The sequence below is a fragment of the Pseudomonas siliginis genome, assembly GCF_024072275.1.
Classification (GTDB): domain Bacteria; phylum Pseudomonadota; class Gammaproteobacteria; order Pseudomonadales; family Pseudomonadaceae; genus Aquipseudomonas; species Aquipseudomonas siliginis.
Genome location: NZ_CP099598.1, coordinates 1,248,570 through 1,272,329, shown reverse-complemented (window position 1 = coordinate 1,272,329; position 23,760 = coordinate 1,248,570). Strand labels below are relative to the sequence as shown.

20 protein-coding genes are annotated in these 23,760 nt (G+C 60.3%); 13 read left to right on the top strand and 7 right to left on the bottom strand.

The features are described from left to right. Positions 1–12 precede the first annotated feature (12 nt). The 4 genes from frr to rpsB all read right to left on the bottom strand — a co-directional run bounded on the left by frr (position 13) and on the right by rpsB (position 3,312). Positions 13–570 carry a ribosome recycling factor gene (gene frr, locus NF676_RS06020; protein WP_252877522.1) on the bottom strand — a complete coding sequence of 186 codons (558 nt, stop codon included), beginning with the start codon at positions 568–570 and terminating at the stop codon, positions 13–15. Next, a complete protein-coding gene (pyrH, locus tag NF676_RS06015; protein ID WP_003222124.1) occupies positions 567–1,310 on the bottom strand; it encodes a UMP kinase in 744 nt (247 codons plus the stop codon). The genes frr and pyrH overlap by 4 nt, the downstream gene beginning before the upstream one ends. A gap of 209 nt (positions 1,311–1,519) precedes the next feature. Continuing rightward, entirely contained in the window at positions 1,520–2,383 is an 864-nt protein-coding gene (gene tsf, locus NF676_RS06010; RefSeq protein ID WP_095180487.1) for a translation elongation factor Ts, read from the bottom strand. A 191-nt stretch (positions 2,384–2,574) separates the two neighbouring features. After that, a complete protein-coding gene (gene rpsB / locus NF676_RS06005) occupies positions 2,575–3,312 on the bottom strand; it encodes a 30S ribosomal protein S2 (RefSeq protein WP_003222119.1) in 738 nt (245 codons plus the stop codon). 373 nt (positions 3,313–3,685) lie between these two features. Between rpsB and map the strand changes: the two genes are divergently transcribed. From map to dapC, 3 genes are all read left to right on the top strand, one after another. Then, positions 3,686–4,468, top strand: coding sequence for a type I methionyl aminopeptidase (gene map, locus NF676_RS06000; protein ID WP_056783207.1), 783 nt, complete (start codon positions 3,686–3,688; stop codon positions 4,466–4,468). A 40-nt stretch (positions 4,469–4,508) separates the two neighbouring features. After that, positions 4,509–7,211: a [protein-PII] uridylyltransferase gene (locus tag NF676_RS05995; RefSeq protein WP_016771478.1), complete on the top strand. Its 2,703-nt coding sequence runs from the start codon at positions 4,509–4,511 to the stop codon at positions 7,209–7,211. Between the two features lie 221 nt (positions 7,212–7,432). Further along, entirely contained in the window at positions 7,433–8,632 is a 1,200-nt protein-coding gene (gene dapC, locus NF676_RS05990) for a succinyldiaminopimelate transaminase (RefSeq protein WP_252868871.1), read from the top strand. A 45-nt stretch (positions 8,633–8,677) separates the two neighbouring features. Here the strand turns inward: dapC and NF676_RS05985 are convergent, their stop codons facing one another. After that, on the bottom strand, positions 8,678–10,309 hold the full coding sequence (locus NF676_RS05985) for a Na+/H+ antiporter (protein WP_041478133.1): 1,632 nt from the start codon (positions 10,307–10,309) through the stop codon (positions 8,678–8,680). Positions 10,310–10,654: 345 nt separating this feature from the next. Here NF676_RS05985 and NF676_RS05980 point away from each other — a divergent pair, with 345 nt between their 5' ends. The 4 genes from NF676_RS05980 (at position 10,655) to NF676_RS05965 (ending at position 13,767) form a co-directional block, all read left to right on the top strand. Beyond that, positions 10,655–10,963, top strand: a complete 309-nt coding sequence (locus NF676_RS05980; protein ID WP_050977860.1) for an arsenate reductase — start codon at positions 10,655–10,657, stop codon at positions 10,961–10,963. A gap of 31 nt (positions 10,964–10,994) precedes the next feature. Further along, a complete protein-coding gene (gene dapD, locus NF676_RS05975; RefSeq protein ID WP_041478134.1) occupies positions 10,995–12,029 on the top strand; it encodes a 2,3,4,5-tetrahydropyridine-2,6-dicarboxylate N-succinyltransferase in 1,035 nt (344 codons plus the stop codon). Positions 12,030–12,160: 131 nt separating this feature from the next. Continuing rightward, positions 12,161–13,366, top strand: a complete 1,206-nt coding sequence (locus NF676_RS05970; protein ID WP_252887392.1) for an aminotransferase class V-fold PLP-dependent enzyme — start codon at positions 12,161–12,163, stop codon at positions 13,364–13,366. Further along, positions 13,363–13,767 carry a SufE family protein gene (locus NF676_RS05965; RefSeq protein ID WP_252877519.1) on the top strand — a complete coding sequence of 135 codons (405 nt, stop codon included), beginning with the start codon at positions 13,363–13,365 and terminating at the stop codon, positions 13,765–13,767. Before NF676_RS05970 ends, NF676_RS05965 begins: the two co-directional genes overlap by 4 nt. 88 nt (positions 13,768–13,855) lie before the next feature. On the opposite strand, the gene tcdA is transcribed toward NF676_RS05965, so the two are convergent. After that, the gene (gene tcdA, locus NF676_RS05960) at positions 13,856–14,674 is read right to left on the bottom strand and encodes a tRNA cyclic N6-threonylcarbamoyladenosine(37) synthase TcdA (RefSeq protein WP_039762445.1); all 819 of its coding nucleotides are present in this window, start codon (positions 14,672–14,674) and stop codon (positions 13,856–13,858) included. Between the two features lie 214 nt (positions 14,675–14,888). Here tcdA and NF676_RS05955 point away from each other — a divergent pair, with 214 nt between their 5' ends. The 4 genes from NF676_RS05955 (at position 14,889) to NF676_RS05940 (ending at position 20,136) form a co-directional block, all read left to right on the top strand. Further along, positions 14,889–17,480 carry a glycosyltransferase gene (locus NF676_RS05955; protein WP_056783195.1) on the top strand — a complete coding sequence of 864 codons (2,592 nt, stop codon included), beginning with the start codon at positions 14,889–14,891 and terminating at the stop codon, positions 17,478–17,480. 242 nt (positions 17,481–17,722) lie between these two features. Beyond that, positions 17,723–18,874 carry a succinyl-diaminopimelate desuccinylase gene (gene dapE, locus NF676_RS05950; protein WP_056783193.1) on the top strand — a complete coding sequence of 384 codons (1,152 nt, stop codon included), beginning with the start codon at positions 17,723–17,725 and terminating at the stop codon, positions 18,872–18,874. Further along, entirely contained in the window at positions 18,874–19,683 is an 810-nt protein-coding gene (locus NF676_RS05945; protein WP_252887391.1) for a putative RNA methyltransferase, read from the top strand. Before dapE ends, NF676_RS05945 begins: the two co-directional genes overlap by 1 nt. Positions 19,684–19,758: 75 nt before the next feature. Then, positions 19,759–20,136 carry a hypothetical protein gene (locus NF676_RS05940; protein WP_056783189.1) on the top strand — a complete coding sequence of 126 codons (378 nt, stop codon included), beginning with the start codon at positions 19,759–19,761 and terminating at the stop codon, positions 20,134–20,136. Between the two features lie 137 nt (positions 20,137–20,273). On the opposite strand, the gene NF676_RS05935 is transcribed toward NF676_RS05940, so the two are convergent. After that, positions 20,274–20,483, bottom strand: coding sequence for a cold-shock protein (locus NF676_RS05935; RefSeq protein WP_016771489.1), 210 nt, complete (start codon positions 20,481–20,483; stop codon positions 20,274–20,276). A gap of 236 nt (positions 20,484–20,719) precedes the next feature. Between NF676_RS05935 and plsB the strand changes: the two genes are divergently transcribed. Further along, positions 20,720–23,221 (top strand): glycerol-3-phosphate 1-O-acyltransferase PlsB, encoded by a 2,502-nt coding sequence (gene plsB / locus NF676_RS05930; RefSeq protein ID WP_252887390.1) that lies wholly within the window; start codon positions 20,720–20,722, stop codon positions 23,219–23,221. 119 nt (positions 23,222–23,340) lie between these two features. Then, complete coding sequence (locus NF676_RS05925; RefSeq protein WP_056783186.1) at positions 23,341–23,739, top strand: YbaY family lipoprotein; 399 nt, start codon at positions 23,341–23,343, stop codon at positions 23,737–23,739. Positions 23,740–23,760: the final 21 nt, after the last annotated feature.

Genomic DNA, 23,760 nt, shown 5'->3' with positions numbered 1-23,760 from the left:
AAAGCTCGAACCTTATACGGCCATCAGATCCGCTTCTTTTTGCTTGGTAGCCGCGTCGATATCAGCTTCAGCCTTGTCGGTGATTTTCTGAATATCGGCAGCAGCACGACGCTCTTCGTCTTCGCTGATTTCCTTGTCCTTGACCAATTTCTTCAGCTCACCCAAGGCATCACGACGGATGTTGCGCACGGCAACACGCGCGTCTTCAGCGGCACTGCGCGCCTGCTTGGTGAAGCCCTTGCGGGTTTCTTCAGTCAGGGCAGGCATGGAGATCAGCAACAATTCGCCCAGATTGGTCGGATTGAGGTTCAGGCCAGCGCTCTGGATCGCCTTGTCGACGGCAGCGAGCATGTTGCGCTCGAAGGCCACGACCTGCAGGGTGCGCGAATCTTTCACGGTGACGTTGGCAACGCCGCTCAGCGGAGTGTCAGTGCCGTAGTAAGGCACCATGACGCTGCCGAGGATGCTCGGGTGAGCCTTGCCGGTACGAATCTGGCCGAACGCGTGGTTCAGAGATTCCAGGGATTTCTGCATACGCGCTTGGGCGTCTTTCTTGATTTCGTTGATCATTGTTGGCCTTCCTCGATCAAAGTCCCTTCAGCGCCGCCGTGCACGATGTTCAGCAGGGCGCCGGGCTTGTTCATGTTGAATACGCGCAGCGGCATCTTGTGATCGCGGCACAGGCAGATGGCAGTCAGATCCATTACGCCCAGCTTGCGATCCAGTACTTCATCATAAGTCAGATGATCGAACTTCTCGGCATGCGGGTCTTTGAACGGGTCTGCGGTGTACACGCCATCAACCTTGGTGGCCTTGAGCACAACGTCGGCGTCGATTTCGATTGCACGCAGGCAGGCTGCCGAATCCGTGGTGAAGAACGGATTGCCGGTACCGGCCGCGAAGATCACGACGTCTTTGGAGTTCAGGTGGCGCATGGCTTTGCGGCGATCGTAATGATCGGTCACACCGACCATGGAGATGGCGGACATGACGATGGCCGAGATATTGGCACGTTCCAGCGCATCGCGCATGGCCAAGGCGTTCATCACAGTGGCCAGCATGCCCATGTGGTCGCCCGTGACCCGATCCATCCCGGCCTTGCTCAGGGCTTCGCCACGGAACAGGTTGCCACCGCCGATGACCAGACCGACCTGGACGCCGATGCCGACCAGCTGGCCGACTTCCAGCGCCATGCGATCCAGTACCTTCGGATCGATCCCGAACTCTTCCGAGCCCATCAGGGCCTCGCCGCTAAGCTTGAGTAGAATGCGTTTATAGCGAGCCTGATAACCACTGCCCTGCTGAGCCATTGCGAATCTCTCCTGCGGCGTATTTAAAATTCTTTGCGAGCTGTTTACAGCTGGCGTTCACTCTAGCTTGGCGCTGCTGCAGCGCCATCGGAACATGGCTTTGTAAGTCAGTTCCGGGTGGAAACCAAATAAAAAATTGGTACCCCATCTGAAAAGAGGCTGCGCGCGTTAGCGGGCAGCCTCTTTCGGGCGACAGTTGAAAAACCGTCTTATTGCTTGGCGGCAGCCAGCTGGGCAGCAACTTCTTCAGCGAAGTTGTCGACCGGCTTCTCGATGCCTTCGCCTACTTTGAAGTAAGTGAAGGAAACGATTTCAGCGCCGGCTTTCTTGGCCAGCTCGCCAACCTTGACTTCAGGGTTCTTGACGAACGCCTGCTCGACCAGGCTCGCTTCTGCCAGGAACTTGCTGATACGGCCTTTGACCATGTTCTCAACAATGTTTTCTGGCTTGCCTTTGATCTTTTCTTCGTTCAGCTGCAGGAACACAGCTTTCTCACGCTCGATCGCTTCGTCGGAGACTTGCGAAGGCAGCAGGAACTCAGGGTTGCTTGCAGCAACGTGCATAGCGATGTCTTTGGCCAGCTCGACGTCACCGCCTTTCAGGACAACAGCAACACCGATCTTGTTACCGTGCAGGTAGGTGCCGACAACGTCACCTTCTACGCGTACCAGACGACGGATGTTGACGTTCTCGCCGACTTTGGCAACCAGCGCTTCACGAGCCGTTTCCTGAGCGGCGATCAGCGGAGCTGCGTCGGTCAGTTTTTCGTCGAAAGCTTTTTCTACGCTGGCAGCAACGAAGTTCTTGAAATCGTCTTGCAGGGCCAGGAAGTCGGTCTGCGAGTTGACTTCCAGCAGCACGGCTGCCTTGTCATTCGATTTGATGGCGATTGCGCCTTCAGCGGCAACGTTGCCAGCTTTTTTCGCAGCCTTGATGGCGCCCGAAGCACGCATGTCATCAATGGCTTTTTCGATGTCGCCGTCAGCCTTTTCCAGGGCTTTCTTGCAATCCATCATGCCTTCGCCGGTACGCTCGCGCAGTTCTTTGACCAACGCTGCAGTAATTGCTGCCATTTTCAAATTCCTCTTGGATAGGTTTTCAACCATTCCACCCGATCGAACGGGCGTTCAATTCTTCCCGAACCACCCATGTTGGCTGCCGCACATGACAAATACAGACGTGGGCGCCGACAAATGGTTTTCGAGGTGGCAAAAAGGGGGCCAAGCCCCCTTTTTGCTTACTGAGTCAACGCCAGGGGCGTCGATTACTCAGCTGCAGCCTGAGTTTCTTCAGCTGCGAATTCAACAGTACCGCCAGCAACGTTGTTGCGACCGCGGATAACTGCGTCAGCCATCGAACCCATGTACAGCTGGATAGCGCGGATGGCGTCATCGTTGCCTGGGATGATGTAGTCAACGCCTTCCGGGCTGCTGTTGGTATCGACAACACCGATGACCGGGATGCCCAGCTTGTTGGCTTCGGTGATCGCGATGCGCTCGTGGTCAACGTCGATCACGAACAGTGCGTCTGGCAGACCGCCCATGTCCTTGATGCCGCCCAGCGAACGATCCAGCTTCTCAAGATCACGGGAGCGCATCAGCGCTTCTTTCTTGGTCAGCTTGGCGAAAGTACCGTCTTCGGCTTGAACTTCAAGGTCACGCAGACGCTTGATGGAAGCACGAATGGTCTTGAAGTTGGTCAGCATGCCGCCCAGCCAGCGGTGATCGACGTACGGCGAACCGCAACGTGCTGCTTCTTCAGCAACGATCTTGCCAGCGGAACGCTTGGTGCCGACGAACAGAATCTTGTTTTTGCCCTGGGCCAGACGCTCTACGAAAGTCAGAGCTTCGTTGAACATTGGCAGGGTTTTTTCAAGGTTGATGATGTGAATCTTGTTACGCGCGCCGAAAATGTACTTACCCATTTTCGGATTCCAGTAACGGGTTTGGTGACCGAAGTGCACACCGGCCTTCAGCATATCGCGCATGTTGACTTGGGACATGATAGTTCCTTGATAAGTCGGGTTTGGCCTCCACGTATCCCAATGACCAACCAGAGGCATAAAGCCCAAGGCACCCAGGTCATCGTGTCGACACGTGTGTGGATTTAAGCTTTTCGGGGCATCCCCGGAAAGCGGCGCATTTTATACCACAGGGTGCGCAGAAACGGAACCCGGAATCTGTATTCGCACCAGTGACATGGGCGCAGCCCCCTTGGAATCGGCTCGATGGGCACCATTGTATAGACACAAGCCAGACATGCAGGCGCGGATTTGCGCCTCCCGTCTGGTAGAATCGCGTTTTTCAGGGTCGCAAAATGTACGCTTGCCACCCAATTCGTATCCGTAAGCGCCGCCGAGCGCAGAGAGAGCCTGTATGACCGTCAACCTCAAAACCCCCGAGGACATCGCTGGCATGCGTGTCGCCGGCAAACTGGCCGCCGATGTGCTGGAAATGATTGCCGAACATGTCAAACCGGGCGTGACCACTGATCAGCTCAACCAGATCTGCCATGACTACATCGTCAACGTGCAGCAGGCCATCCCTGCCCCGCTCAACTACAAGGGCTACCCGAAGTCGATCTGCACTTCGATCAACCATGTGGTCTGCCACGGCATCCCGAACGACAAACCGCTGAAAAACGGCGACACCCTGAACATCGACGTCACGGTGATCAAGGACGGCTACCACGGCGATACCAGCCGCATGTTCCACGTCGGCGAGGTACCGGTCTGGGCCGAGCGCCTGTCGCAGGTCACTCAGGAATGCATGTACAAGGCCATCGAGATCGTCAAACCTGGCTGCCGCCTCGGCGACATCGGTGAAGTGATCCAGAAGCACGCGGAAAAGAACGGTTTCTCGGTGGTGCGCGAGTTCTGCGGCCACGGCATCGGCAAGGTCTTCCACGAAGAGCCGCAGATCCTGCACTACGGTCGCGCCGGCACTGGCATGGAACTGAAGGCAGGCATGACCTTCACCATCGAGCCGATGATCAACCAGGGCAAGGCCGACACCAAGGTTCTCGGCGACGGCTGGACCGCGATTACCAAGGACCGCAAGCTCTCGGCACAGTGGGAACACACCCTGCTGGTCACCGACACCGGCTACGAGATTTTCACTTTGCGCAGCGATGACACCATCGCGCGCATCTCGGCCTGACACCCAGAACGCTCCCAGCCTATAGAAGGAAAGCCAATCGATGCCGCAGGTGGATCCCGAACTCTTCGACCGCGGCCAGTTCCAGGCTGAACTGGCCCTCAAAGCGAGTCCCATCGCGGCGTTCAAGAAGGCGATCCGCCAGGCTCGCGAGGTCCTTGACACGCGTTTTCGCAATGGCCGCGACATCCGCCGGCTGATCGAAGACCGCGCCTGGTTTGTCGACAACATCCTGCAAAAGGCCTGGGAGCAGTTCAACTGGAGCGAAGACGCCGACATCGCTCTGGTGGCAGTGGGCGGCTACGGCCGCGGCGAGCTGCATCCCTATTCCGACATTGATCTGCTGATCCTGCTCGACAGCGCTGACCACGAAGTTTTCCGCGACTCCATCGAGCGTTTTCTTACGCTTCTGTGGGACATCGGCCTGGAAGTCGGCCAGAGCGTGCGCTCCGTCGACGAGTGCGCCGAAGAAGCCCGCGCCGACCTGACCGTGGTCACCAATCTGATGGAAAGCCGCACCATCTGCGGCCCCGAGCGTTTGCGCCAGCGCATGCTCGACGTCACCAGCACCGCGCACATGTGGCCGGCCAAGGAGTTCTTCCTGGCCAAGCGAGCCGAGCAGAAGGCTCGTCATCACAAATACAACGACACCGAATACAACCTCGAACCGAACGTCAAAGGCTCGCCCGGCGGCCTGCGCGATATTCAGACAATCCTCTGGGTCGCCCGCAGACAGTACGGCACCCTGAACCTGCGCGCCCTCGCCGGCGAAGGTTTTCTGGTCGAAAGCGAAAATGCCCTGCTCGCCTCGTCCCAGGAATTTCTGTGGAAAGTGCGCTATGCCTTGCACATGCTCGCCGGCCGCTCCGAAGACCGCTTGCTGTTCGATCATCAACGCACCATTGCCGGCCTGCTCGGCTTTGAAGGAGACGACGCCAAACAGGCAGTCGAAAACTTCATGCAGCAGTATTTCCGCACCGTGATGAGCATCGCCCAACTGAGCGATCTGATCATCCAGCACTTCGAGGAAGTCATCCTCGCCCCGGAAGACGAAGCGCCGCCGCAACCGATCAATTCGCGCTTCCAGTTGCATGACGGTTACATCGAAGCGCGCAATGACAACGTGTTCCGCCGCACGCCGTTCGCCATGCTGGAGATTTTCGTGCTGATGGCCCAGCAGCCGGAAATCAAAGGCGTGCGCGCCGACACCATTCGTCTGCTGCGCGAACATCGTCATCTGATCGATGACAACTTCCGTAACGATATCCGCAACACCAGCCTGTTCATCGAGCTGTTCAAGTGCAAGATCGGCATCCATCGCAATCTGCGGCGAATGAACCGCTACGGCATTCTCGGCCGTTATCTGCCAGAGTTCGGCTTTATCGTCGGGCAGATGCAGCACGACCTGTTCCACATCTATACGGTCGATGCGCACACGCTGAACCTGATCAAGCACCTGCGCAAACTGCAGTACACCCAGGTCTCGGAGAAATTTCCGCTGGCCGCCAAGCTCATGGCCAAGTTGCCCAAACCTGAGCTGATCTACATGGCCGGCCTGTACCACGACATCGGCAAGGGCCGGCATGGCGATCACTCGGAGATTGGCGCGGTCGATGCCGAGGCGTTCTGCCAGCGCCATCAGTTGCCGGTGTGGGACAGCCGCCTGATCGTCTGGCTGGTGCAGAACCACCTGGTGATGTCCACCACTGCGCAGCGCAAGGATCTGTCCGACCCGCAGGTGATCCACGATTTCGCCCAGGCGGTCGGCGACGAAACGCGCCTCGACTACCTCTACGTGCTGACCGTGGCCGATATCAACGCGACCAACCCGACGCTGTGGAACTCATGGCGCGCCAGTCTGCTGCGCCAGCTCTATACGGAGACCAAACGAGCCCTGCGCCGGGGTCTGGAAAATCCGGTGGATCGCGAAGAGCAGATCCGCCAGACGCAGAGCGCCGCGCTGGACATTCTGGTGCGCGGCGGCACCGACCCGGACGACGTCGAGCAGCTGTGGGCGCAATTGGGCGATGACTATTTCCTGCGCCACACCGCCGGCGACGTCGCCTGGCACAGCGATGCGATCCTGCAGCAACCGGTCGATGGCGGGCCTCTGGTGCTGATCAAGGAAACCACCCAGCGCGAGTTCGAAGGCGGCACGCAGATCTTCATTTATGCGCCGGACCAGCATGATTTCTTCGCCGTGACCGTGGCGGCGATGGACCAGCTCAACCTGAACATTCACGATGCCCGGGTCATCACCTCGAGCAGCCAGTTCACCCTCGACACCTACATCGTGCTCGACAACGAAGGCGAATCGATCGGCGACAACCCGGCGCGGATCAAGCAGATCCGCGAAGGCCTGACCGAAGCGCTGCGCAACCCGGACGACTACCCAACGATCATCCAGCGCCGTGTGCCGCGCCAGCTCAAACACTTCGCCTTCGCCCCGCAAGTAACGATCCACAACGACGCCCAACGTCCAGTGACCGTGCTGGAGCTGACCGCGCCTGACCGGCCGGGCCTGCTGGCGCGGGTCGGAGGGATTTTCCTCGAGTTCGACCTGTCGCTGCAGAACGCCAAGATTGCGACCCTGGGCGAGCGCGTGGAAGACGTGTTCTTCATCACCGACGCGCACAACCAGCCGCTGTCCGATCCGCTGCTGTGCAGCCGTCTGCAGGATGCGATCGTCGAACAACTGAGCGTCAATCAGGAACCGGATATCAAACTTTCGCGAATCAGTATCTGAATCACCCGTTTATCCCTGTGAATGCAGCCCATGCTTTCCTCCGGTACATACAATCCCCTGTGGCGAGGGGATTTATCCCCGTTCGGCTGCGAAGCAGTCGTAAAACCTGTGTATGCGGACATTCAGTTGAACCGCAGTGATGGTTTTGGGGCCGCTGCGCAGCCCAACGGGGATAAAGCCCCTCGCCGCAGAAAGCTCTTGAGCATTTAAAAGAGGCCCCAATGAACAACGCTCTGAACCAGCTCCAGCCGTACCCGTTCGAAAAGCTCCGCGCCCTGCTCGGCAGCGTTACGCCGAACCCGGACAAACGCCCGATCGCCCTGTCGATCGGCGAGCCGAAACACCGTTCGCCGAGTTTTGTCGCCGAAGCGCTGGCGAACAATCTGGATCAGATGGCGGTGTACCCGACTACCCTCGGCATTCCGGCCCTGCGCGAAGCCATCGCCGGCTGGTGCGAGCGTCGTTTTGGCGTGCCGAACGGCTGGATCGATCCGGCGCGCAACGTGCTGCCGGTCAACGGCACCCGTGAAGCGCTGTTCGCCTTCACCCAGACCGTGGTCAACCGTGGCGACGATGCGCTGGTGGTCAGCCCGAACCCGTTCTATCAGATCTACGAAGGCGCGGCGTTTCTCGCCGGGGCCAAGCCGCATTACCTGCCGTGCCTCGATGAAAACGGCTTCAACCCGGACTTCGACGCCGTTTCGCCAGACATCTGGCAGCGCTGCCAGATCCTGTTCCTGTGCTCGCCGGGCAACCCGACCGGCGCGCTGATTCCGGTTGAGACCCTGAAGAAGCTGATCGCCCTGGCTGATCAGTACGACTTCGTGATTGCCGCCGACGAGTGCTACAGCGAACTGTACTTCGATGAACAGACGCCGCCGCCGGGCCTGCTGAGTGCTTGCGTCGAACTCGGCCGCAATGACTTCAAGCGCTGCGTGGTCTTTCATAGCCTGTCCAAGCGCTCCAACCTGCCGGGCCTGCGTTCAGGCTTCGTTGCCGGCGATGCCGACATCCTCAAAGGCTTCCTGCTCTATCGCACTTACCACGGCTGCGCGATGCCGGTGCAGACTCAACTGGCCAGCGTTGCCGCGTGGAATGACGAAGTGCATGTGCGCGCAAACCGTGCGCTGTATCGCGAGAAGTTCGATGCGGTGCTGAACATCCTCAGCCCGGTGCTGGACGTACAGCGCCCGGACGGCAGCTTCTATCTGTGGCCGAATGTGCAGGGCGATGATGCGGCGTTCTGCCGCGATCTGTTCGAACAGGAACACGTGACCGTGGTGCCGGGCTCGTATCTGTCTCGCGATGTCGATGGCGTCAATCCTGGCGCCGGCCGTGTGCGTATGGCACTGGTTGCGCCACTGGCGGAATGCGTCGAAGCCGCCGAACGGATTCGTGACTTCATCACCCGCCAGAAGTGATCACGGAGCGCTTGCGGCAGTCCCCTGCTGCAAGCGCTCAAGCGGCTATTTGACCTGGCCCAGATTGGCCTCGCTCAAATCCAGTTCGCCGAGCACTTCTCGCAACACGTCATCACCGATCTGGTGCTGACGGCTCAGGCTGTAAAGCTCAAGACGCTGCGCGCGCAGCGCTTTCAAACGCAGGCGACGCTCAAGCAGATCCATCTGGAATGCCAGCGCCTGAGCCTCGGCAGAATCATTGAACACATCAAGTTGATGGCGATATTCGGACATGATCCGCGCCTTGAGCTCTGCCGCCAGCGCTGCTTGAGCGGCATCCTGTGGGACGACTTCTTCGGTTTCCAGCGAGTGAATCGCCGCTTCGGCCGTCTTGCGCCAGGCGTCGCGCACTTCCTGACGACGCTTGTCGTCGGGACTTTTGTCGATGCCGCGCAGCAGCAAGGGCAGCGCGATACAGGCCGAGACCAGCGACAGCAGAATCACCCCGGCTGCAATGAAGATCAGTAAGTCGCGTTCAGGAAAAGCCTCGGCGCCGATCAGCATCGGCACCGACATCACGCCTGCCAGCGTCACCGCCCCGCGCACACCGCCCACCGTCAGCAACCAGCATGAACGCGCCGTCGGCACTTGGGTCAGCTCGCCCTTGCCGCGCAGTCGGCGCAGCAACACCGACAAGCGCCAGATGCTCTGCACCCAGATGAACCGCAGCAGCACCAGCGCGACGAAAATCGCCAATACATCGAGGCAGCGATAGAACAACGTCGGCCACAGCGTCGGCTCATGGCTGACCACGGCCTTGATGATGTCTGGCAATTGCAGGCCAAGCAGCAGGAAGATCAAGCCATTGAACGCAAATTCGAGCAGCGCCCAGACGCTGCGATTAAGCAATCGCGTGCTGGTCTGGCGCGGCAGCAGGTCGAGCCAGCTTTGCATCATCCCCGCCGCCACCGCCGAGAGAATCCCTGAAGCGCCCAAACGTTCGGCCAGTACATAAGCGGCGAACGGCAGCAGCAACATGAACACCACATGAGTGGCCGGATCGTCCCAGCCACGGGCGATCATCCACGCGCGCAGGCGTCCGACCAGCCAGCTCAACGCCACGCCGACCGCCAGACCACCGAGCGCCACCGCGACGAAGGTCAGACTGGCATTGGTCAACGAGAACACGCCCGTGACCGCTGCAGCGAGGGCGAATTTGAAGGTCACCAGGCCTGAGGCGTCATTCATCAGCGCCTCGCCCTGGAGGATGTGCATCAGCGGCGTGGGGAGACGGTTCTGCGAAATCGCTGAAACCGCTACGGCGTCCGTCGGTGACAAAACCGCTGCAAGGGCGAAGGCCACCGGCAGCGGAATCGTCGGCAACAGCCAATGAATGAAATAGCCGGCACCGACCACGGTGAACAGAACAAGGCCGACGGCCAGGGTCAGGATCGGTCCGCGCAATTGCCAGAAGGCGCGTTTGGGCATGCGCCAGCCATCGGAAAACAGCAGCGGCGGCAGGAACAGAAACAGGAACAATTCCGGGTCGAGGGCGACGTGCAGCCCCAGGGTCGGCCAGGCGAGCAAGGCACCGGCGGCGATTTGCACCAGCGGCAATGGCAGCGGGATAACCCGCCCGACCAGTCGCGAGACGCTGACCAGCATCAGCAGGATCAGGACGGTGTAAGCAGTTTGCATAAAACGGAAATCTCAGGCGATCGACAGCGTTGAACTGCCATATTAGCGCCTTAGGCTGTGGCTGACCGTTGCACCTATGTCGCACGACCGCAAGCGACACCCTTGTGGGAGCGAGCCTGCTCGCGAAAGCGGTCGTTCAGCACACAGAGATATTGATTGATGTGGCCTCTTCGCGAGCAGGCTCGCTCCCACAGGTTTTACAGCGTTACGACAACCGTGGCCGACGAAACCGTCCGGTCATGGCATAATCCGTCACCATTTTTTTCCAGCACCTGTAAAGGGGGCGATTCCTTGGCCGTTTCAAGTAAAACGTTGCACCTTTTCGGCATCAAAGCCTGCGACACCATGAAAAAGGCGCGCACCTGGCTCGATGAACACGCTGTCAGTTATGACTTTCACGATTACAAGACCGCCGGCATTGACCGTGAGCACCTGACCCAATGGTGCGACGAGCACGGCTGGCAAACCGTGCTGAACCGCGCCGGCACGACCTTTCGCAAACTCGACGACGAACGCAAAGCCGATCTCGACCAAGCGAAAGCCATCGAACTGATGCTCGCACAACCCTCGATGATCAAGCGCCCGGTGCTCGATCTCGGTGACCGAACCCTGATTGGCTTCAAGCCAGATATCTACGCGGCCGCTCTGAAGTAAGCAGCCCGTCACTCTTTGTAGAGGTATTCACATGTCCAATTCCCTGTTCAGCATCGCCTTTGGTGTCGGCACCCAGAACCGTCAAGGCGCATGGCTGGAAGTGTTCTACGCACAACCACTGCTCAATCCTTCGGCCGAACTGGTCGCAGCGGTCGCGCCGATCCTCGGTTACACCGAAGGCAACCAGGCCATCACCTTCACCACCGCCCAGGCCGCGCAACTGGCTGAAGCCGTCAAAGGCATCGACGCTGTGCAAGGCAAGCTGCTGACTCGCCTGGCTGAAAGCCACAAGCCGTTGGTTGCCACGCTGCTGGCCGAAGACGCGCAACTGACCTCCACGCCTGAGGCCTACCTCAAGCTGCATCTGCTCTCGCACCGTCTGGTCAAGCCGCACGGCGTCAGCCTCGCCGGTATCTTCCCGCTGCTGCCGAACGTGGCGTGGACCAGCCAGGGCGCGATCGACCTGAGCGAACTGGCGGAAATGCAACTCGAAGCGCGTCTGCGCGGCGAACTGCTGGAAGTGTTCTCCGTGGACAAGTTCCCGAAGATGACCGACTACGTGGTACCGGCCGGCGTGCGTATCGCTGATGCCGCACGTCTGCGTCTGGGCGCCTACGTCGGCGAAGGCACCACCGTCATGCACGAAGGTTTCATCAACTTCAACGCCGGCACCGAAGGCCCGGGCATGATCGAAGGCCGCGTTTCCGCTGGCGTATTCGTCGGCAAGGGTTCGGACCTGGGCGGCGGTTGCTCGACCATGGGTACCCTGTCGGGCGGCGGCAACATCGTGATCAAGGTCGGTGAAGGCTGCCTGATCGGCGCCAACGCCGGTATCGGTATTCCGTTGGGCGACCGCAACACTGTGGAGTCGGGCCTGTACGTGACCGCTGGCACCAAGGTTGCGCTGCTCGACGAAAACAACAATCTGGTCAAGGTTGTGAAGGCGCGCGAGCTGGCTGGTCAGACTGATCTGCTGTTCCGTCGTAATTCGGAAACCGGTGCTGTGGAATGCAAGACCCACAAATCGGCGATCGAACTGAACGAAGCGCTGCACGCTCACAACTAAGCAGCACATCGACCTCCTGTGGGAGCGAGCCTGCTCGCGAAGCTTCTGGCGTCCTCAAGGACGCTGTCGCGAGCAGGCTCGCTCCCACAAGGTTTGGCGTACACCCCGCCCAATTTCACAGGGCTGAACCCATGATGATCCCCTCCCCGTGGCGCGCCGATTTCCCGGCCATCGCCGCGCTGCAACGGCAAGACCAGACCTATCTGGACAACGCCGCCACCACGCAAAAACCCCAGGCCCTGCTCGACGCACTGACGCATTACTACGCCAACGGCGCGGCCAATGTGCATCGTGCGCAACACCTTCCGGGTGCTCACGCGACACAAGCGTTCGAAGACAGCCGGCGCAAGGTTGGCCAGTGGCTGAATGCCGGTGACAGCGGGCAGATAATTTTCACGCACGGCGCCACCAGTGCCTTGAATCTGCTGGCTTACGGTCTTGAACATTTGTTCGAGCCGGGCGATGAGATTGTCATCAGCGCTCTGGAGCATCACGCCAACCTGTTGCCGTGGCAGCAACTGGCGCAACGCCGCAACCTGAAACTGGTGATCCTGCCGCTGGATGCCGACGGCCTGATCGACCTCGCCGCTGCCGTGCATCTGATCGGCCCGCGCACGCGCTTGCTGGCAGTCAGTCAGCTGTCCAACGTCCTTGGTGCCTGGCAACCGCTGACCGCTTTGCTCGGCATGGCCAAGGCGCAGAACGCGCTGACGGTAGTCGATGGCGCGCAAGGCGTGGTGCACGGCCGGCATGATGTGCAGGCGCTGGGTTGCGACTTCTATGTGTTTTCCAGCCACAAACTCTACGGCCCTGAGGGACTGGGCGTGCTGTTCGGACGCAACGCTGCGCTGGAGCAATTGCAGCCATGGCAGTTCGGCGGCGAGATGGTGCTGGACGCCAACTATCAGGATTCGCGCTTCCGCCCGGCGCCGTTGGGGTTCGAGGCGGGCACACCGCCAATCGCCAGTGTCATCGGCCTCGGAGCGACCCTCGACTACTTGGCCGGTTTGGATCAGGACGCCGTATCTGCCCATGAAGCGGCGCTGCACGACTATCTGTTGCGCGGCCTCGCCGCCCGCAATGGCATTCACTTGCTCGGCAAGCCGCAACTGGCGCTGGCCAGTTTTGTCGTCGAAGGCGTGCACAACGCTGATCTGGCGCATCTGCTCACCGAACAAGGCATTGCCGTACGCGCGGGGCATCACTGCGCCATGCCGCTGATGAAAAGCTTCGAACTGGCTGGCGCGATTCGCGTGTCGCTGGCGCTGTATAACGACTCGGAAGATCTGGAGCGCTTTTTCGAGGCGCTGGATCAGGCGCTGGAGTTGTTGCGATGAGCCTGCCGGTGGAAGCGGCCGAAGCCCTGCAGACGTTTCACAATGCGGCGGGCTGGGAACAGCGCGCGCGACTGCTGATGCAGTTTGGTGATCGTCTGCCGGCGCTGGATGACGCGCAAAAGTGCGAGGCCAATCGGGTGCACGGCTGTGAAAGTCAGGTGTGGCTGGTCGGGGATTTGCGCGACGGGCACTGGCAGTTCAAGGCGAGCAGCGATGCGCGGATGATTCGCGGGTTGGTGGCGTTGCTGCTGTTGCGGGTCAATGGCTTGTCGGCGGTGGAGTTGCAGCAGGTGGATTTGCCGGAGTGGTTCAATCAGCTGGGACTGTCGCGGCAGTTGTCGCCTTCGCGCAGCAATGGCCTGAATGCGGTGCTCCAGCGGATGAATGAGTTGGCGCGCTAATCGCCTTCGCGAGCAGGCTCGCTCCCACAGTGGAAATGCATTTCCTGTGGGAGCGAGCCTGCTCGCGAAGAGGCCCTCATTAATACCTTCAGGCTTGAGGCTTGACCCGGTCCGCCGGGCGCCGAACACCAGCGACAATCTTGTCCACAGCCTTGGTCGCCGCGACCATGCCAAATGTCGCGGTAACCATCATCACCGCGCCAAACCCGCCGGCGCAGTCGAGCTTCACGCCGTCGCCGACAAAACTTTTCTGCAGACAAATGCTGCCATCCGGTTTCGGGTAGCGCAGCTGTTCGGTGGAAAATACGCACGGCACGCTGTAGTGACGGGTCACGGTGCGGGAGAAGCCGTAGTCCCGGCGCAACGTCGAACGGACTTTCGAGGCCAGCGGATCGTTGAAGGTGCGGTTCAAGTCGCAAACCTGAATCAGCGTCGGGTCGATCTGCCCGCCCGCGCCGCCGGTGGTAATGATCTGGATCTTGCGGCGTTTGCACCAGGCGATCAGCGCCGCTTTGGCGTTCACCGCATCGATGCAGTCGATCACGCAGTCGATGTTCGGCGTGATGTATTCGGCCATGGTGTCGCGGGTGACGAAATCGGCCACGGCGTGCACCGTGCAATCGGGGTTGATCCCGCGCAGGCGCTCGGCCATCACCTCGACCTTGGGTTTGCCGACAGTGCTGTCCAAGGCGTGCAACTGACGGTTGGCATTACTGACGCAGACGTCATCAAGGTCGAACAGCGAGATCTCGCCCACCCCGCAACGGGCCATCGCTTCCGCCGCCCAGGAACCGACGCCACCAACGCCGACGATCGCCACATGGGCGGCGCGCAAGCGTTCCAGGCCCTCGATGCCATACAACCGGGCGATGCCTGCAAACCGCGGATCTTCTGTACTCATGACCATTACCCCAAAAACCGGCGCGCATTATAGGGCTACGCAGCGACAAGTTTTAAGCTGCAAGCGACAAGTGTAAGAACTTAAGTCAGAGACGGCTGCCCAATGTCAGGCATTTTCCCGTCAGTTGTACGACTGGTTAACCGCCGGTGTAGGATGCGCGCCCCTCGGGCGTCTATCCGACCGATCCTTCGTTCCACAGCCTTTGGAACCCGAAACAGCTATGTCATCGCGTAAATTTGGACTCAACCTGGTGGTGGTGCTGGCCATCGCTGCCTTGTTCACCGGTTTCTGGGCGCTGGTCAATCGCCCGGTCACGGCGCCGAACTGGCCGCAGCAAATCTCCGGCTTCTCGTATTCGCCATTCCAGCAAGGCCAATTCCCACAGAAGGATCAGTATCCGTCTGACGATGAAATGCGCCGTGACCTGGAAATCATGAGCAAGCTGACCGACAACATTCGTATCTATTCGGTCGACGGTTCGCTGGGAGACATCCCGAAACTGGCGGAGGAATTCGGCCTGCGTGTCACCCTCGGCATCTGGATCAGCCCGGACCAGGAACGCAACGAACGGGAAATCACCAAAGCCATCGAACTGGCCAACACCTCGCGCAGCGTCGTGCGCGTGGTGGTCGGCAACGAAGCGCTGTTTCGTGAAGAAATCACACCTGAGGCCTTGATCGTTCTGCTGGATCGGGTGCGCGCTGCCGTCAAAGTACCGGTGACTACTTCCGAGCAATGGCACATCTGGGAGAAATACCCGCAACTGGCCAAGCACGTGGATTTGATCGCCGCCCACGTCTTGCCCTACTGGGAATTCATTCCGGTGGACAAGGCCGGCCAGTTCGTCTTCGACCGCGCCCGCGATCTGAAAAAACTCTTTCCGAAAAAACCGCTGCTGCTGTCCGAGGTAGGCTGGCCGAGCAACGGTCGCATGCGCGGTGGCGCCGATGCATCGCCGGCAGATCAGGCAATTTATCTGCGCACGCTGGTCAACAAGCTCAATCGCCAAGGCTTCAACTACTTCGTGATCGAAGCGTTTGACCAACCGTGGAAGGCCAGCGACGAAGGTTCGGTCGGCGCCTACTGGGGCGTGTTCAACGCCGCGCGTCAGCAGAAATTCAATTTCGAAGGCCCGGTGGTGGCGATTCCACAATGGCGCGTACTGGCGATCGGCTCAGTGGTGCTGGCGCTGCTGTCGCTGACCCTGCTGATGATCGACGGCTCGGCCCTGCGCCAGCGCGGTCGCACGTTCCTGACGTTTATCGCGTTCCTCTGCGGTTCGGTGCTGGTGTACATCGGTTACGACTACAGCCAGCAATACAGCACGTGGTTCAGCCTCACGGTCGGATTCCTCCTGGCGCTCGGTGCGCTCGGGGTATTCATCGTCCTGCTCACCGAGGCCCATGAACTGGCCGAAGCGGTGTGGATTCACAAGCGCCGTCGGGAATTCCTGCCGGTGCTGGGCGATTCCGACTACCGGCCGAAAGTGTCGATCCACGTGCCGTGCTACAACGAGCCGCCAGAGATGGTCAAACAGACCCTCGATGCCCTGGCCGCGCTCGACTATCCGGATTTCGAAGTCCTGATCATCGACAACAACACCAAGGATCCGGCGGTGTGGGAACCGGTGCGCGATTACTGCGCAACCCTCGGCCCGCGCTTCAAGTTCTTCCACGTTTCGCCGCTGGCCGGTTTCAAGGGCGGCGCGCTGAATTATCTGATCCCGCACACCGCCAAGGACGCCGAAGTCATTGCCGTGATCGACTCCGATTACTGCGTGCACCCGAACTGGCTCAAGCACATGGTGCCGCACTTCGCCGACCCGAAAATCGCCGTGGTGCAGTCGCCGCAGGATTATCGCGACCAGAACGAAAGCACCTTCAAAAAGCTCTGCTACGCCGAATACAAAGGCTTCTTCCATATCGGCATGGTCACCCGCAACGACCGTGACGCGATCATTCAGCACGGCACCATGACCATGACCCGCCGCTCGGTGCTGGAAGAATTGGGCTGGGCTGACTGGTGCATCTGTGAAGACGCCGAACTCGGCCTGCGCGTATTCGAGAAAGGCCTGTCGGCGGCGTATTACCACGACAGCTACGGCAAGGGCCTGATGCCGGATACCTTCATCGACTTCAAGAAACAGCGTTTCCGCTGGGCCTATGGCGCGATCCAGATCATCAAGCGCCACACCCGCAGCCTGCTGCGCGGCAAGGACACCGAACTGACTCGCGGTCAGCGTTATCACTTCCTCGCCGGTTGGCTGCCGTGGGTTGCCGATGGCATGAACATCTTCTTCACCGTTGGCGCGCTGTTGTGGTCGGCGGCGATGATCATCGTGCCGCAACGGGTCGATCCACCGTTGCTGATTTTCGCAATCCCGCCGCTGGCGCTGTTCGTGTTCAAGGTCGGCAAGATCATCTTCCTCTACCGCCGCGCCGTCGGCGTGAATCTGAAGGATGCGTTCTGCGCGGCACTGGCCGGGCTGGCGTTGTCGCACACCATCGCCAAGGCGGTGCTGTACGGTTTCTTCACCAGCAGCATTCCGTTTTTCCGCACGCCGAAAAACGCTGACAACCACGGTTTCTGGGTGGCGATCAGCGAGGCTCGCGAGGAGCTGTTCATCATGCTGTTGCTGTGGGGTGCGGCGCTGGGGATTTTCCTGGTGCAGGGCATTCCGAGCAATGACATGCGCTTCTGGGTAACCATGTTGCTGGTGCAGTCGCTGCCGTATCTGGCGGCGCTGATCATGGCGTTCCTGTCGTCGCTGCCCAAACCTGTGGCCAAGGCTGAGCCGGCACCGGTCGTCTAAATCCGCAACGCAGCACTAAACGGCGGCCAATGGTCGCCGTTTTGCTTTAAGATAACCGCCATTTTGCGGGGCTTGGCGTGATAACCGGTCTGACTGACCACCCCTGTCCCTTGTGGGAGCGAGCCTGCTCGCGAAGGCGTTGTAACATTCAACCTTTAAGGTGCCTGGTAGACCGCTTTCGCGAGCAGGCTCGCTCCCACATTAGAAGCCCAAGCTCACACCCCATGATCCCGGAGTTTTCCATGACGGCCCACGCCGACCTATCGCCGACCCTTCAACTGGCCATCGACCTGATCCGCCGTCCTTCCGTGACCCCGGTCGATGCCGACTGCCAGAAGCAGATGATGCAGCGCCTGGGCAATGCCGGTTTCGCCCTGGAGCCGATGCGCATCGAAGATGTGGATAACTTCTGGGCCACTCACGGCAACAACGACGGCCCGGTGCTGTGCTTCGCCGGTCACACCGACGTGGTGCCGACCGGTCCGGTTACCGCATGGCAGATCGATCCGTTCAATGCCGTGATCGACGAACATGGCATGCTTTGCGGTCGTGGCGCGGCAGACATGAAAGGCAGCCTGGCATCGATGACCGTCGCCGCTGAACGCTTCGTCGCCGACTATCCGAATCACAAGGGCAAGGTCGCTTTCCTGATCACCAGCGACGAAGAAGGCCCGGCGCATCACGGCACCAAGGCTGTGGTCGAACGTCTGGTCGCGCGCAACGAGCGTCTGGACTGGTGCATCGTTGGCGAGCCGTCGAGCACCACCCTGGTCGGCGATGTGGTGAAAAACGGTCGTCGCGGTTCCCTCGGCGCCAAGCTGACGGTCAAAGGCGTGCAGGGCCACGTGGCCTACCCGCATCTGGCGAAGAACCCTATCCACCTCGCCGCTCCGGCGCTGGCAGAGCTGGCCGCCGAGCACTGGGACCACGGCAACGATTTCTTCCCGCCGACCAGTTTCCAGATTTCCAACCTCAATTCCGGCACCGGCGCGACCAACGTGATCCCGGGTGATCTGGTGGCGGTGTTCAACTTCCGTTTCTCCACCGAATCGACCGTAGAAGGCCTGCAGAAGCGTGTGGCCGATATTCTCGACAAGCATGGTCTGGACTGGCACATCGACTGGGCACTGTCCGGCCTGCCGTTCCTTACCGAACCGGGCGCGCTGCTCGATGCGGTATCGTCGAGCATCAAGGACATCACCGGTCGCGAGACCAAGGCGTCGACCAGCGGCGGCACCTCCGATGGCCGTTTCATCGCGACCATGGGCACACAAGTGGTTGAACTTGGCCCGGTCAACGCGACCATTCACCAGGTCAACGAGCGCGTGCTGGCGGCGGATCTCGATGTGCTGACGGAAATCTATTACCAGACCCTGATCAAGTTGCTCGCCTGATGCTCGCGTGCCCGATCTGCAATGAACCGCTCAACGCGGTCGACAACGGCGTGGTCTGCCCCGCCGGGCATCGGTTTGACCGTGCGCGTCAGGGTTATCTGAACCTGTTGCCGGTGCAGCACAAGAACAGCCGCGACCCCGGCGACAATCAGGCCATGGTCGAGGCGCGGCGTGATTTCCTCAACGCCGGGCATTACGCGCCGGTGGCCAAGCGTCTGGCTGAATTGGCGGCGACTTACGCGCCGGAGCGCTGGGTCGACATCGGTTGTGGCGAGGGTTACTACACCGCGCAAATCGCCGAAGCTTTGCCGAACGCTGATGGCTACGCGCTGGACATCTCCCGCGAAGCGGTCAAACGCGCCTGCAAGCGCAACCCGGCAATTACCTGGTTGATTGCCAGCATGGCCCGCGTGCCATTGGCTTCAGGCAGTTGCCAGTTTCTCGCCAGCGTCTTCAGTCCGCTGGATTGGGAGGAAGCCAAGCGTCTGCTCAGTGTTGGCGGCGGTCTGATGAAAGTCGGCCCGACCAGCGGCCATCTGATGGAATTGCGCGAACGCCTGTACGACGAAGTGCGCGAGTACACCGACGACAAGCACATGGCCCTGGTGCCGGAAGGCATGGCGCTGGCGCACAGCGAAACCCTGGAATTCAAGCTGACCCTGGACAAGCCCGAGGACCGCGCCAACCTGTTGGCGATGACGCCTCACGGCTGGCGTGCCAGTGCCGAGCGTCGTGCGGCGGTGATCGAACAGGCCGAGCCGTTCGAGACCACCGTGTCGATGCGCTACGATTATTTCGTTCTTCAATAACTTTTGGTCTCGGGCACAGGCCCGGGGCCGGCTAAATCCGCGAATGGATTTTTCAGACCCGCAGTGAGGACATCCATGCGCCAACCGGACATCGAGATTTACCTGAAAGACGCCGACGTCGACCACAAGGCCATCGCCGCCTGGCTCGGCCAAGCGCTTGGCCCGTGCAGCGACTGGGTGCAGAAAGGCCAGACGTACAAGTGCAAGGCCGGCAACGTGCCGGTGACCTGGCTGCCGAAAGCCGTGGGCAAGTGGAACAGCCTGTTCCTGGAAAGCGACCAGACCCCTTGGGACGACGACATCGCCTGCGCCCGCGCAGCCTTTGCCGCACTGAACGTCGAAGTGCGTTGTGCACCGGGGACGTGGGTCGAAGAAGAAGGTGAAGAAACCGCCGATCGCTGGATTCGCATCAGCGAAGACGGAGAAGAAGAGATCACCTGGAAGACCGTGTAATCAGGGCAACGTAGAGCCCATGTGGGAGCGAGCCTGCTCGCGAATGCGCAGTGTCAGTCGATATGAATGGTGACTGATACACCGCATTCGCGAGCAGGCTCGCTCCCACAGTGGTTTTGGCGTTCTGGAGGTTTGTGTTACAGACCTACAACATCCTCAGCCTGCAACCCCTTCTCGCCGGTGATCACCGCGTACTCGACCTGTTGACCTTCGGTCAGCGAGCGGTGCCCTTCGCCGCGTATCGCGCGGTAGTGCACGAACACGTCCACGCCGTCGTCGCGCTGGATAAAGCCGTAGCCTTTGGCGTCGTTGAACCACTTCACGTTGCCGGTTTCGCGTGTTGCCATCTGTTCATACTCCTTTTTTATTATTGAACGGGCTTTTCGCAGGAAAGCCTTAGAGGAACGTCAGCCTGCGTCCGACGTCCATGACAGGGCACCGGCAACAGAGCGCCGAGTATATGACAGGTGAAGAAACTCTCAACAGGAGATTACTTCGGCGCTTTTTTGCCGATTTTCGCCTAATACGGCAAACTGTCCGCCCCGAGCGCCTGCTCGGTTTTATTCACTCACGCAGAAGCCGTATGACCCGTTCCCCGTTCCGCCGTCTTGTGTTTGGCACCCTGCGCCGCCTGTTGTATCTCTGGGTTCGCTCCGAGACCATCAATCAGTCGTCGTTCACTCTTAACCTCGACCGCAGTCGTCCGGTGTTCTACGTCCTGCAAAACCCTTCGCTGACCGATCTGGCGGTGGTTGACACCGAGTGCACCAAGGCCGGTCTGCCACGCCCGGTGCTGGCGGTGTCGGTCGGTACGCTGATCGAACCTGCGGCGTTTTTTTATCTGACACCGGACCCGGACTGGCTCGGGCGCCAGGACAAGCGCGGCGCGCCGCCGACTCTCACCCGCCTGGTCAGCGCGCTGACACAGAATGCTGCCGAAGACGCGCAGATCATTCCGGTCAGCGTGTTCTGGGGCCAGTCGCCAGACAGCGAAAACAGTCCGTGGAAACTGTTGTTCGCCGACAGCTGGGCAGTCACCGGCCGTCTGCGCCGGCTGCTGAGCATCATCGTCCTCGGGCGTAAAACCCGCGTGCAATTTTCCGCGCCGATCCACCTGCGCGAACTGATCGATCACAACAAGGGCCACGAGCGCACCGTGCGCATGGCCCAGCGCATCCTGCGCGTGCACTTCCGCAACCTCAAAGCGGCGGTGATCGGCCCGGACATTTCCCACCGGCGCAATCTGGTCAAAGGCCTGCTCAATCAGCCGCTGGTCAAACAGGCGATCCTCGACGAAGCCGAGCGCGAAAAAATCTCGCCGGAAAAGGCCAAGGCCCAGGCCCTGCGCTACGGCAACGAGATTGCTTCGGACTACACCTACACCGCGATCCGTTTTCTCGAAGTGGTGCTGAGCTGGTTCTGGAACAAGATCTACGACGGCATCAAGGTCAATCACATCGAAGGTGTGCAGAACGTCGCGCAGGGTCACGAAGTGATTTACGTGCCGTGCCATCGCAGCCACATCGATTACCTGCTGCTTTCCTATCTGCTGTTCCGCAACGGCCTGACCCCACCGCACATCGCCGCCGGGATCAACCTGAACATGCCGGTGATCGGCAGCCTGCTGCGCCGTGGCGGCGCGTTTTTCATGCGCCGCACGTTCAAGGGTAATCCGATGTACACCTCGGTGTTCAATGAATACCTGCACACGCTGTTCACCAAAGGTTTCCCGGTGGAGTATTTCGTCGAGGGCGGGCGCTCGCGCACCGGGCGCATGCTGCAACCGAAAACCGGCATGCTCGCGATCACCCTGCGCAGTTTCCTGCGTTCGTCGCGGATGCCGATCGTGTTCGTGCCGGTGTACATCGGATACGAGCGCGTGCTCGAAGGCCGCACCTACCTCGGTGAGCTGCGCGGCGCGAGCAAAAAGAAAGAGTCGATCTTCGATATCTTCAAAGTGATCGGCGCGCTCAAGCAGCGCTTCGGTCAGGTCGCGGTCAACTTCGGCGAGCCGATCAAACTGGCGGAATTTCTCGACGCCGAGCAACCGGACTGGCGCCAGCAGGAACTCGGCCCGCAATTCAAACCGGCGTGGCTCAACGAAACCACCAACCGCCTCGGCGAGAAAGTCGCCCGACATCTCAATGAAGCGGCGGCGATCAACCCGGTCAATCTGGTAGCGCTGGCACTGCTGTCGACCACGCGCCTGGCCCTGGATGATCGGGCCATGGCGCGGGTGCTGGACCTGTATCTGGCGCTGCTGCGCAAGGTCCCGTATTCGCCACACACCACCTTGCCGGAAGGCGATGGCCGTGCGCTGATTGAGCATGTGAAAGACATGGATCTGCTCGCCGAGCAGAACGATGCGCTGGGCAAGATTCTGTATCTGGACGAGCAGAACGCGGTCCTGATGACTTACTACCGCAACAACGTCCTGCACATCTTCGCCCTGCCCTCGTTGCTCGCGAGTTTCTTCCAGAGCACCTCGCGCATGAGCCGCGAGCAGATCCTGCGCTACACCCGCGCGCTGTATCCGTACCTGCAATCGGAGTTGTTCATCCGCTGGAGCCTGGAGGAACTCGACGCGGTGATCGATCAGTGGCTGGAAGCGTTCGTCGAGCAGGGTTTGTTGCGGTTCGAAAAAGACCTGTACCTGCGCCCGGCACCGAGTTCGCGGCATTTCGTGCTGCTGACGCTGCTGTCGAAAAGCATCGCGCAGACCCTGCAGCGGTTCTACATGACCGTATCTTTGCTGCTCAACAGCGGCCAGAACAGCATCAGCGCCGAAGAGCTGGAAGACCTCTGCACAGTGATGGCCCAGCGTCTGTCGATCCTCCATGGCCTGAATGCGCCGGAGTTCTTCGACAAGAGTCTGTTCCGCCACTTCATCCAGACCCTGCTCGACCTCGACGTCCTGCGCCGCGACGAAGCCGGCAAGCTCAGCTACCACGAACTGCTCGGCGAGCTGGCCGAAGGCGCGGCCAAGCGCGTGTTGCCGGCGGAGATTCGCCTGTCGATCCGCCAGGTCGCGCTGCACCGCAGTGAAGATGCGGCGGATCAGATCACGCCACAGCCTGAGGCTTGAAGCCTTAGACCTGTGGGAGCGAGCCTTCTCGCGAAGACGGAGTGTCAGTCGCCATTTATTTTGACTGATCCAGCGCTTTCGCGAGCAGGCTCGCTCCCACATTGAAAGGAGATTCACCCATGAAAAAACTGTTGACCCTCGCCGCTGCCACCCTGCTCAGCGCCTGCCAATCAACCACACCCGCCGGCAAGGCCAGCCTCGACGGCGAAGTCTTCTACCTGCAACGCATCGCCCTGCCCCCGAGCGCGACCCTGAGCGTGAGCCTGCAAGACGTGTCGCTGGCCGATGCACCAGCCGTCGTCCTCGACCAACAGAAAGGCCCGATCAAAGGCCAGGTGCCGCTGCCGTTTCATTTGAGCTACGATCCGGCGCAGGTCAAACCCGGCCATCGTTATTCGATCAGCGCACGCATTGAAGTCAACGGCGAGCTGATGTTCATCACCACCGAAAACCACGCCGTGCAACTCGACGGCAACGACCCGCAGCCGCTGAAAATCCGCGTCGACGCCGTTCGTTAATCCACTCGCCAAAGGAAGACG

Coding starts and splice junctions, on each gene's coding strand:
- tcdA (WP_039762445.1), bottom strand. CDS start 14,674: ATGGTCATGAGTACAGAAGATCCGCGGTTTGCAGGCATCGCCCGGTTG.
- NF676_RS05945 (WP_252887391.1), top strand. CDS start 18,874: ATGCTCGCGTGCCCGATCTGCAATGAACCGCTCAACGCGGTCGACAAC.
- NF676_RS05980 (WP_050977860.1), top strand. CDS start 10,655: ATGAAAAAGGCGCGCACCTGGCTCGATGAACACGCTGTCAGTTATGAC.
- NF676_RS05965 (WP_252877519.1), top strand. CDS start 13,363: ATGAGCCTGCCGGTGGAAGCGGCCGAAGCCCTGCAGACGTTTCACAAT.
- NF676_RS05935 (WP_016771489.1), bottom strand. CDS start 20,483: ATGGCAACACGCGAAACCGGCAACGTGAAGTGGTTCAACGACGCCAAA.
- dapE (WP_056783193.1), top strand. CDS start 17,723: ATGACGGCCCACGCCGACCTATCGCCGACCCTTCAACTGGCCATCGAC.
- NF676_RS05970 (WP_252887392.1), top strand. CDS start 12,161: ATGATGATCCCCTCCCCGTGGCGCGCCGATTTCCCGGCCATCGCCGCG.
- frr (WP_252877522.1), bottom strand. CDS start 570: ATGATCAACGAAATCAAGAAAGACGCCCAAGCGCGTATGCAGAAATCC.
- dapD (WP_041478134.1), top strand. CDS start 10,995: ATGTCCAATTCCCTGTTCAGCATCGCCTTTGGTGTCGGCACCCAGAAC.
- pyrH (WP_003222124.1), bottom strand. CDS start 1,310: ATGGCTCAGCAGGGCAGTGGTTATCAGGCTCGCTATAAACGCATTCTA.
- NF676_RS05985 (WP_041478133.1), bottom strand. CDS start 10,309: ATGCAAACTGCTTACACCGTCCTGATCCTGCTGATGCTGGTCAGCGTC.
- NF676_RS05925 (WP_056783186.1), top strand. CDS start 23,341: ATGAAAAAACTGTTGACCCTCGCCGCTGCCACCCTGCTCAGCGCCTGC.
- dapC (WP_252868871.1), top strand. CDS start 7,433: ATGAACAACGCTCTGAACCAGCTCCAGCCGTACCCGTTCGAAAAGCTC.
- map (WP_056783207.1), top strand. CDS start 3,686: ATGACCGTCAACCTCAAAACCCCCGAGGACATCGCTGGCATGCGTGTC.
- NF676_RS05995 (WP_016771478.1), top strand. CDS start 4,509: ATGCCGCAGGTGGATCCCGAACTCTTCGACCGCGGCCAGTTCCAGGCT.
- NF676_RS05955 (WP_056783195.1), top strand. CDS start 14,889: ATGTCATCGCGTAAATTTGGACTCAACCTGGTGGTGGTGCTGGCCATC.
- plsB (WP_252887390.1), top strand. CDS start 20,720: ATGACCCGTTCCCCGTTCCGCCGTCTTGTGTTTGGCACCCTGCGCCGC.
- rpsB (WP_003222119.1), bottom strand. CDS start 3,312: ATGTCCCAAGTCAACATGCGCGATATGCTGAAGGCCGGTGTGCACTTC.
- NF676_RS05940 (WP_056783189.1), top strand. CDS start 19,759: ATGCGCCAACCGGACATCGAGATTTACCTGAAAGACGCCGACGTCGAC.
- tsf (WP_095180487.1), bottom strand. CDS start 2,383: ATGGCAGCAATTACTGCAGCGTTGGTCAAAGAACTGCGCGAGCGTACC.